Genomic DNA, 8,346 nt, shown 5'->3' on the forward strand with positions numbered 1-8,346 from the left:
ATCCCGGGGGGTGCGCCATGATCCGCCGAGCCGCCAAAGACCGCGGCGAGCAGGGCTACAACATGGTCATCCTGGCCATCTTGGTGACCATTCTGACCATCGGCACCGCCGCTGCCCTGCCCCTCTGGACCTCCGTCTCCCAGCGCGAGAAGGAAGAAGAGCTGATCTTCCGCGGGCTGCAATACGCCGAGGCCATCCGCTGCTTCCAGCGCCGCTTCCAGCGCTACCCCATCAAGCTCGAAGAGCTGGAGAAGGTCAAGCCCCGGTGCATTCGCCAGCTCTACCCCGATCCCATGACCGACGACGGCGAATGGGGACTGATCTACGCCGGCGGACCGGGTACCCAGATCAATCCCAACCAGGCCGAAGGGAATCCCAACCAGCAGAATCGCCGGAATGCCATCAACCGGGCGTTGCCCAACCGCGGCCAGCGGCGCCAGCCGAGCCAGGGAAATGGTCTGCCGCCGAGCCGTGGATCGGAACGGCAGCGCGGCGGCTTGGGCCCCATCGCCGGGGTCTACAGCAAGGCGGACGGGGACTCCATCAAAGTCTTCATGGGCAAGACTCGCTACGACCAATGGGCCTTCACCGCCGAATTGGTCTCCGGCATCGCGTCACTGCCGGACCGGCCGCCCATGGTGCCCTCCGGCGACACTTTCGGCCGGCCCTTCCCCAACGGGATCCAGCCGCAGATCACCTTCCAGCTGCCGAATCAGAATCCCAACCAGGTCGGTGGTCCCCAGCAGAACAACAATGGTGCTGTGCAGCGGCAGCGCCGCGGCCAAGGGCGCCAGGGTTTCGGCGTGCCGGTGCCGGCTCAGGGAGTCAACTCGGGCAACAACCCCCGTGGCAACCAGGGCAACAATGGCCTCAACCGTCAACAACAGCGCCGGGGTGGCTTTGGCGGTCAGCAACGGCGCGGTGCGGGAGGCTTCGGCGGCGGCCAACGCAATCCCACGGGCGGAGGTGACGGTTGATTCTCGATGCGGTTCCGGTGCGCTACCGGCGCCTCGATCACGGCCGGGATCTGGAGCTGCCGGAGCTCGCCTCCGAGGGCAGCGCCGGCTTCGACCTGCGCGCGGCGGTGGCGGAGCCGGTGGATCTGGAGCCGGGCCAGCGGAAGCTCATTCCCACCGGATTGGTGCTCGAAATTCCCCTCGGCTGGGAGGGGCAGGTGCGGCCTCGTAGCGGCCTCGCTCTGCGCCACGGAGTCACCGTCGCCAACGCTCCGGGCACCGTCGACAGCGACTACCGAGGCGAGGTGGGGGTGATCCTCATCAACCTCGGTGCCGAGCCCTTCACCGTTCGCCGCGGCGAGCGCATCGCTCAGCTGGTGGTGGCTCAGGCCCAGCCGGTGCGCTGGATCGAATCCGATCAGCTCACCGCCACCTCCCGGGGGGGCGGAGGCTTCGGTTCCACCGGGCGGGATTGACACTGCCTCGGAGGGGCGAATGATCGGATTGAGCGACATCGAAACGGCCCGGGAGCGGCTCGACGGTCACGTCAAGCGCACTCCCACGGTCAAGTCCGACGTCCTCTCCCAGGTCGCCGGCTCCGAGGTCTTCGTCAAGCTGGAGAACCAGCAGCACACCGGCTCGTTCAAAGAGCGCGGGGCCCTCAACAAACTCCTCTGCCTCACCGACGAAGAGAAGCGTCGCGGGGTCATCGCCGCTTCTGCCGGCAACCACGCCCAGGGCGTCGCCTTCCACGCCAGCCGCAACGGCATCCGGGCCACCATTCTGATGCCCGAGACCACGCCGCTGATCAAAGTTCAGAACACCCACGAGCACGGCGCCCGGGTGGTGCTCCACGGCGCCAACTTTGACGAGGCCTACGCCGAGGCCCGCCGGCTGCAGGAAGAGCGTTCCCTCACCTTCATCCACCCTTTCGACGACGAGCTGGTCATCGCCGGTCAGGGCACCATCGGTCTCGAGCTGCTGGAAGCGGTGCCGGATCTCGACGCTGTGATCGTGCCGGTGGGCGGTGGCGGCCTCATCGCCGGCATCGCCGTGGCCATCAAGGCGGTGCGCCCGGAGGTGCAAGTCTTCGGCGTCCAGGCGGCCCGAGCCCCATCCATGGTGCGCAGCCTCGAAGCGGGGGAGCCGGTGACCATCCAGGGCGGCCGCACTCTTGCTGACGGTATTCAGGTCAAGCGCCCCGGGAATCGCACCTTCGAGCTGGTGCAGCAGCACGTCGATCGGGTCAAAACCGTCACCGAGAGCGAGCTCGCCGACGCCATCGTCTTCCTGCTGGAACGCCAATGCACTCTCGCCGAGGGCGCCGGGGCCGCCGGCGTCGCCGCCATCCTGAAGAATCACTTCCCGGAGCTGCGGCGCTCCAAGGTCGCCACCATCATCTGCGGCGGCAACATCGACCTGCCCCTGCTCTCCCTGATCATCGAACGCAACATGGTCCGCTCCGGCCGCCTCATGCGCATCACCGTCCAGGTCCCCCAGCGCCCCGGCGGCCTGGCGGAGCTGTTGACGGTGGTGGCAGAGCAGGAAGCCAGCGTCGTGCAGATCGATCACCACCACACCTTCACCTCCTCCCCGTTCTGGGAGGCGGAGGTGGCTCTGACGCTAGAAACCCGCGACGCTCGGCATGCGGAAGAGGTGCGGGCGGGGCTCAAAGACGCGGGCTACGTTCTCCGTACCCGTTCAGATTTTTAGGACTTCACAGCTGAACCGGCGTCCGGAAGCCTCGCGCCGGGCGGTGGGAGGCGCGGAGCTGGCCGCAGGCGCCGCTGACCTCGTCGCCGCGTTGGCGGCGCACCGTGGTCACCACGCCGTGGCTTTTGAGCCGCTGCTGGAAGCGCTCGGTGGTCTCCGGCGCCGGCGGCTGCATCCGCTCCCCCAGCACCGGGTCATGGTTCACCGGGATCAGGTTCACCTTCGCCGGCAGACCCTGGACCAACGAGGCCAGGGCATCGGCGGTGGGTAGGCTGTCGTTGACGTCGCGGATCAGCACGTACTCGAAGGTGATCTTGCGCCCCTTCTCCAGCGGCCATCGGTGCAGCAGCGCCATCAGATCCGCCAGCGGATACTTCTGATTCACCGGCATCAGGCGGCTGCGCAGCTCGTCGTCGGGGGCGTGGAGGGAAACCGCCAGATTCGGCCGCTTGGGCCAGCGCGCCATCTCCTCCAGGGCCGGCAGAATCCCCACCGTCGACAGCGTCATGCGCCGCCAGGAGATGCGCTCCGCCAGCAGGTGGATGGCGTCGCGGACATTGTCGGGATTGAGCAGCGGCTCTCCCATGCCCATGAACACCAGGTTCAGCCCGGCCGGCAGCTCGCCGATACGCTGGCGGATGGCCTGCACCTGGCCGACGATCTCGCCGGCGGTGAGATTGCGCCCGCCTCCCCAATAACCTGTCACACAGAATCGACACGCCAGGGCACAGCCCGCCTGGCTCGAAATGCACAGCGTGCGGCGCTCGCCATCGGGAATGTCCACCGCCTCGATGACCGCGCCGTCGGTGAGCTCGAAGAGATATTTGGTGGTCTCGTCGGCGCTGGTGTGGGCCTCCACTACCTTGGGAACGCCAATGCGAAAGCGGTCCTCCAGCTTGCGCCGCAGCTCCTTGCTCAAGTCCGTCATCTCCCCGACCTCGCTCACCCCCCGCTGGTGCAGGGCGTGGAAGATCTGCTTGGCTCGGAACGGGCGGTCCACCACCGGGGCCAGAATCTCCTGCAGCTCTTTCAGGGGAAGGCCCAGCAGGTCCGGGGCGAGACCCTTCTCTGAGGCTTCTGGGCTCGGGGGCTTGGGATCTCGAGATCCCGCAGACGCTTCGGGCGAATCCGACGGGTTGGGTGCGGAGGGGGTGGTGGCCGGAGGCGCGTCAGGAGTGTCGCCGCTGGGCGGCCTTGGCTCGCCGCCGGCGGGTGCGGAGTCGCCGGGTGGGGTCGATCCCGATGGATCGGAGGAATTGAAGATCCTGGGCATTGATTTGAAACCTCGGTTCGCCACCGTCGGCGGCCCGGCTGGAGGGGGCGGTGGAGGAGCGGCCGGCCGGCGCCGGAACGGGAATGGCGTCGTTTGGGGAGACCTTCGCGCTGGGCTTCGCGCTCGGTACGGCGCGGATGTCGGCCTGCAGGCTCTGCGGCTCCATGGTGCCGTCCTCTCTGCGCTTGCGGTCCACCGTCAGGAAGAGCGCGTAGCCGGAGCTGCGGAGGCGGCGGATGAAATCCTCCACATCCATCGAGGAACCTTCCATGGTCCCGTTCAGGACCCGGCTGAAATCCTCCAGCAGCGAGCGAAGCTTGTCTTCCAGGGCCGTCTCCTTTCTCCTTTTTCTCGCCACGCAGCTGCCTGCGGACGAGCCTCTCCCGGAACGTTTCCGGCGCCGAGCCGCTGTCCGGAAACCCGCGGTATTGCTGCTTTCCGAGCGGGGCGAGCCCCGATTATTGCCCGCACCTTCCAGGGGTGTCAAACCGGTGCTAACCTGCGAACGACTCGCCCATGCGCCCTTGCGATCCCACTTCCGACCGTTCTCCAACCGACGACTCTACCTCTTCCAAGTCGCGGTCCGTCGGGTCATCGTCAGCAGGAGGAGGGGTGCCCGGAAGGGTCGCTCCCGGAGCTGTGACCCCACCAAGGCCCGAGCCTCCGTCGGCGTCCTGGCTCCGCTTTCACGACCTCTTGCCCGAGAGCTTCGAACCCCTCGGCGGCGACGTCTCTCCCCGTACCTACGCCCGCGCCCGCCGCGCTGACGGTACGGTGGTGATCGTCGCTTCCTATCCGGAGCATCAACGGGACGTCTTCCACCGCTTCCTCGCGACTACCGAGCTCTTCGAGAATGCCGAGCTTCGCGTTCCGAAGATCTTTGCCTCGGATGAGGAAGAGCTGCGCATGGTGCTGGAAGACGTCGGTGCCCAGACCCTCTACGAGCTCTCCCCGCGCCCCTGGGCAGAACGCCTCCCCCACTACCTCCACGCCGCCGACCTCGCGAGACGCATCGGCGAGCTTCCGGCAGCAGAGGTCCACGACCTCAATCCCGTCCTTGACGGCGCTGCCCTCCGCCGCGAGCTCGACCAAACCCGCGACCGCTTCTGGCGCCCCCAAGGCCTCCTCTCCAAACCTCTCGAGACCCGCTTCGAAGCCTTCCTCGACACCCTCTGCGAGCACATCGACCAAGAACCCCGCTGCCCGAACCACCGGGACTACATGGTCCGCAACCTCGTCCCCATCCCCTCCGAAGGACCTAACCAGCTGGCCATCCTGGACCACCAAGACCTCCGCCTGGCCCCCGCTTCCTACGACCTCGCCTCCCTGCTCAACGACAGCCACTTCCCCCCATCGGAGATCGAGGCCGCCATCCTCGCCCGCGTACTCCCGAAGGACGCCGACCTCCTCTCCTACCGCCGCTGCGCCGTCCAGCGAACCCTCAAAGCCATCGGCACCTTCGCCGCCTTCGCTCATCGCGGCTTCCCCAAACACCTCCCCCTCATCCCTCCGACGCTGGGCCGGTGCTTGGAGCAGATGGAGCAGTTGCCGGAAGGGGAGGGGTTGGTTGGGGAGCTGCGGGGGGCGGTGGTTGGAGTGGATACAGACCGGTGATCTTGGGTGACCCTTTTGCGGTTCGAGGCCCCATCAATCCCTCACCCCTCCGCCGTTCCCAGCTCCGTCAGCAGCGAGCGAGTCGGTATCATCGACGGATGGAAGATCCCGCTTTCGGCCAGCTGGCAGCGGGCGGCGTCCTCGCATTCGGCTGCGGTCTCGGCGTCGCCTGCGGTGAGGGATAGGGTCGCTTGGAGCCGGCGCTGGCGTAGCCGGCTCCAGGGGTCGGTTGTCGACGGCGGTGCTTCCTGGAGCTTTGTAAGCCGAGCCCTGGCTTCGCTGCCCTTGCCGAGCTCGTTGAGCGTTGCGATGAGCAGATGTTCCGCGCACAGCCAGAGTCGCGGGTTGGTGCTTTGGTCCACCAGCTCGATGGCCCGGTGTTGGTCCTCCAGCGCCGCCTCCAAATCGCCCGCCAGGATCTGTGTCATGGAGCGCTGCAACAGGCCGTGCGCCCTTTGAGCTCGGACCTCCAGGCGCTGGTAGATCGAGACGCTCCGATCATGCAGCCGGATCGCTGCCTCCAGCTGTCCCAGGTCGCGATGAATCAAGGCCGCGATCCCGGTGACCTCCGCTTCTACCAGCGGATCGCCGGAGCCTTCTTCGACGAATAGGCGGGTCATGGCGAAGACCTCGGACGCCAGTTGGGGCTGGCCGGCAAGCCGCCGCGCTTGGGCCAGATTCGCCCAGCCCCGAGCCATCAGATCGCTGATCAACGCTTTCCCGATGTCCGAGTCGTCGAGAGCCCACGCCGTCTCGATCACCAGCTCGGCGTTCTCCGCCGCCGCCTCCGGATGCTCGAAGCTCAGTATCTGGCTCCGTTCCAGCAGGCGTTCGCAGAGCACCCAGCTGCGGAAGCGCCGGCTGCGGCGTACCCGCGTCACCCGAGCCGCCGGGCTCGGGAGCTGGTCGAGCTCCTGCAAGAGTTTGTCGACCCCTTGCTCCTCTTTGCGCACCCGCTGGCGTAGGTTCGAGGCTTGGGCAAGGATGTTTTGAAACACCGCATCGAGCTTTGCCCAGGAGTCTGCAGAGAGTTTGAGCCCTCCCGGGAGGCCTTGGCTTTCGAGGTAGCTTTTCCATACGGCCAGGCACTCCGGGCAGCGACGCAGCAGATGGTCGAGCAGATGTCGGGGCGTGTTCTCGGGCGGCCCGTCTTGGGCGAAGATGGCTGCGCAGAGCTCTTTGGTCAGATGGTGTTCCTCCGTCGGACGGTGCTCTTCCGCCGGATGGTGCTCTTCGGCTCGGTGGTGTTTCTGGGGTAGGGAGTCCTCTTCAGTCCGGTGGCTCTCTTTCTTCCTCACGTCTTGACCTCCTCTTGCACGGGCTCGCGGATCGTTCTCATCGCATTGCTCCGTTGGATTGCGGTGGGCCGGCCACCGATGAAAGACACCCTATTCGCGAACTTTCGCGATACAGGAGTTTCGGGGTAAAGTCCGAGCATCCCCTTGAGTGACAAGTCGAAGGAAGGATGAAGAGGTGGAAAGATTTCGCAAGCTCTCGGTCAATCTCGTCGCCGCGCTGGACGAAGAATTGCAGCGTCGGGGGTACGGCTCCTACGCCCGCATGGAACGGGCCCTGGGCCAGAGCCCCAAGTGGTGGTACTACCACCGCGAAACCAGCTCATTGCACCTCGATGAGTTCTTCGCCATCCTCGATCACCTGGGCCTCGACCCGGGCGAGTTCGTGCTCCAGCAGCTGCGCAGCGACCACAATCTCGACTTCGGCCTCGACCGCCCCCGCGGCGAGCCGCCGGCGCTGGTGACCCGCGCCTGGGAGCGGTTCCGCGGCGAGGCCACCGGCCGGCGCCTCGACGACGCCTTCTTCGCCGACCTCAACGAAAAGGGCTACCGCGCCCCCCGCTCCACCCTCGAGCTCCTCCCGCCCCTGGTCGACCTGGCCGCCCCGGCGGATCTTCCCGGGTTGCTGGAGGTGGCGGGAGCGGCGCACTGGGCCTTGATCGAGCTCGACGCCGCGGACCACTGCTTCCAAACCGCGCTCGAATTCGCCCACGTCCTGGGCGAGCATCGCAAGGTCGGCAATCTCCTGCGCCGCTACTCCTACGTCATCAACGATCACGGCGACAGTGCCCGGGCCCATCGCTTGGTGCGGGCGGCGGCCGCCATCCTCCTGCGCGAGAATGACGACCTGGGCCTCGCCAAGGCCTGCGTCGAGATGGGGCAGTGGCTGGGGTACGAAGGGCGCAAGGCCGAGGCCATGCAAGCCTTCCAAACCGCCCTGCGGCGGCTCCCTGAAACCGAAGGGCGCTACCGCTTCGCTGCCTTGCAGAGCCTCGGGGTGGACCTCAAGAATCTCGGGCAGTTGGAAGAAGCGCTGGAATATGTCGAGAGGGCCCGGGCATACCTCCCCCATGTCTCGAAACGTCACAAAGGGAAGCTGGTTTGGCTCGAAGCGGGGATCCAGGAGGAGCTGGGCGAGTTCGAAGCTGCCGGTGAACAGCTGATGACCGTGGTCGAGATCTTCCGCACGGAGCATCCGGGGGAGGCGGCCATCGCGACCTGCGACCTCGTCCGCCTGCAGTTCCTTCTCGGGCGAGGGGATGATGCCTACGAAACCGCCCTGACCAGCCGCGGGCTGGTCGAGCCACTGGCGGGGAACAAGGTCATTTCTGCGGCCATCGCCGAGCTGCTCCGCGCCGAGCGAGCGGGGCTGACCCTGGCGCTGGTCGCCCGCGTTCAGCAGGCCATGGAGGCCGCGCGGCGAGACCGTGCCGCCTGGCGCCGCCTGGCTGCTTGATGATGGCTTGAGCACCGGCCCTCGGCGGGGGTTTCCGCC

8 protein-coding genes are annotated in these 8,346 nt (G+C 66.9%); 5 read left to right on the forward strand and 3 right to left on the reverse strand.

Annotated features, from left to right (window positions below):
* Nucleotides 1–17 precede the first annotated feature (17 nt).
* The 3 genes from SX243_02170 to SX243_02180 are packed head-to-tail and all read left to right on the forward strand — an operon-like array spanning nucleotide 18 to nucleotide 2,669.
* Nucleotides 18–977, forward strand: a complete 960-nt coding sequence (locus SX243_02170; protein ID MDY7091759.1) for a hypothetical protein — start codon at nucleotides 18–20, stop codon at nucleotides 975–977.
* On the forward strand, nucleotides 974–1,432 hold the full coding sequence (gene dut / locus SX243_02175) for a dUTP diphosphatase (protein MDY7091760.1): 459 nt from the start codon (nucleotides 974–976) through the stop codon (nucleotides 1,430–1,432). The genes SX243_02170 and dut overlap by 4 nt, the downstream gene beginning before the upstream one ends.
* Nucleotides 1,428–2,669: a threonine ammonia-lyase gene (locus SX243_02180; GenBank protein MDY7091761.1), complete on the forward strand. Its 1,242-nt coding sequence runs from the start codon at nucleotides 1,428–1,430 to the stop codon at nucleotides 2,667–2,669. Before dut ends, SX243_02180 begins: the two co-directional genes overlap by 5 nt.
* A gap of 4 nt (nucleotides 2,670–2,673) precedes the next feature.
* Here SX243_02180 and rlmN read toward each other — a convergent pair whose 3' ends face one another.
* Complete coding sequence (rlmN, locus tag SX243_02185) at nucleotides 2,674–3,942, reverse strand: 23S rRNA (adenine(2503)-C(2))-methyltransferase RlmN (protein ID MDY7091762.1); 1,269 nt, start codon at nucleotides 3,940–3,942, stop codon at nucleotides 2,674–2,676.
* Nucleotides 3,839–4,300 carry a hypothetical protein gene (locus SX243_02190; GenBank protein ID MDY7091763.1) on the reverse strand — a complete coding sequence of 154 codons (462 nt, stop codon included), beginning with the start codon at nucleotides 4,298–4,300 and terminating at the stop codon, nucleotides 3,839–3,841. Before SX243_02190 ends, rlmN begins: the two co-directional genes overlap by 104 nt.
* Nucleotides 4,301–4,554: 254 nt before the next feature.
* On the opposite strand from SX243_02190, the gene SX243_02195 reads away from it, so the two are divergent.
* The gene (locus SX243_02195) at nucleotides 4,555–5,556 is read left to right on the forward strand and encodes a phosphotransferase (protein ID MDY7091764.1); all 1,002 of its coding nucleotides are present in this window, start codon (nucleotides 4,555–4,557) and stop codon (nucleotides 5,554–5,556) included.
* Between the two features lie 41 nt (nucleotides 5,557–5,597).
* On the opposite strand, the gene SX243_02200 is transcribed toward SX243_02195, so the two are convergent.
* On the reverse strand, nucleotides 5,598–6,854 hold the full coding sequence (locus tag SX243_02200; protein MDY7091765.1) for a hypothetical protein: 1,257 nt from the start codon (nucleotides 6,852–6,854) through the stop codon (nucleotides 5,598–5,600).
* Between the two features lie 175 nt (nucleotides 6,855–7,029).
* Between SX243_02200 and SX243_02205 the strand changes: the two genes are divergently transcribed.
* Complete coding sequence (locus SX243_02205; GenBank protein ID MDY7091766.1) at nucleotides 7,030–8,307, forward strand: hypothetical protein; 1,278 nt, start codon at nucleotides 7,030–7,032, stop codon at nucleotides 8,305–8,307.
* The last annotated feature ends 39 nt before the right edge of the window (nucleotides 8,308–8,346 follow it).

This window comes from Acidobacteriota bacterium (assembly GCA_034211275.1).
Taxonomy (GTDB): domain Bacteria; phylum Acidobacteriota; class Thermoanaerobaculia; order Multivoradales; family JAHZIX01; genus JAGQSE01.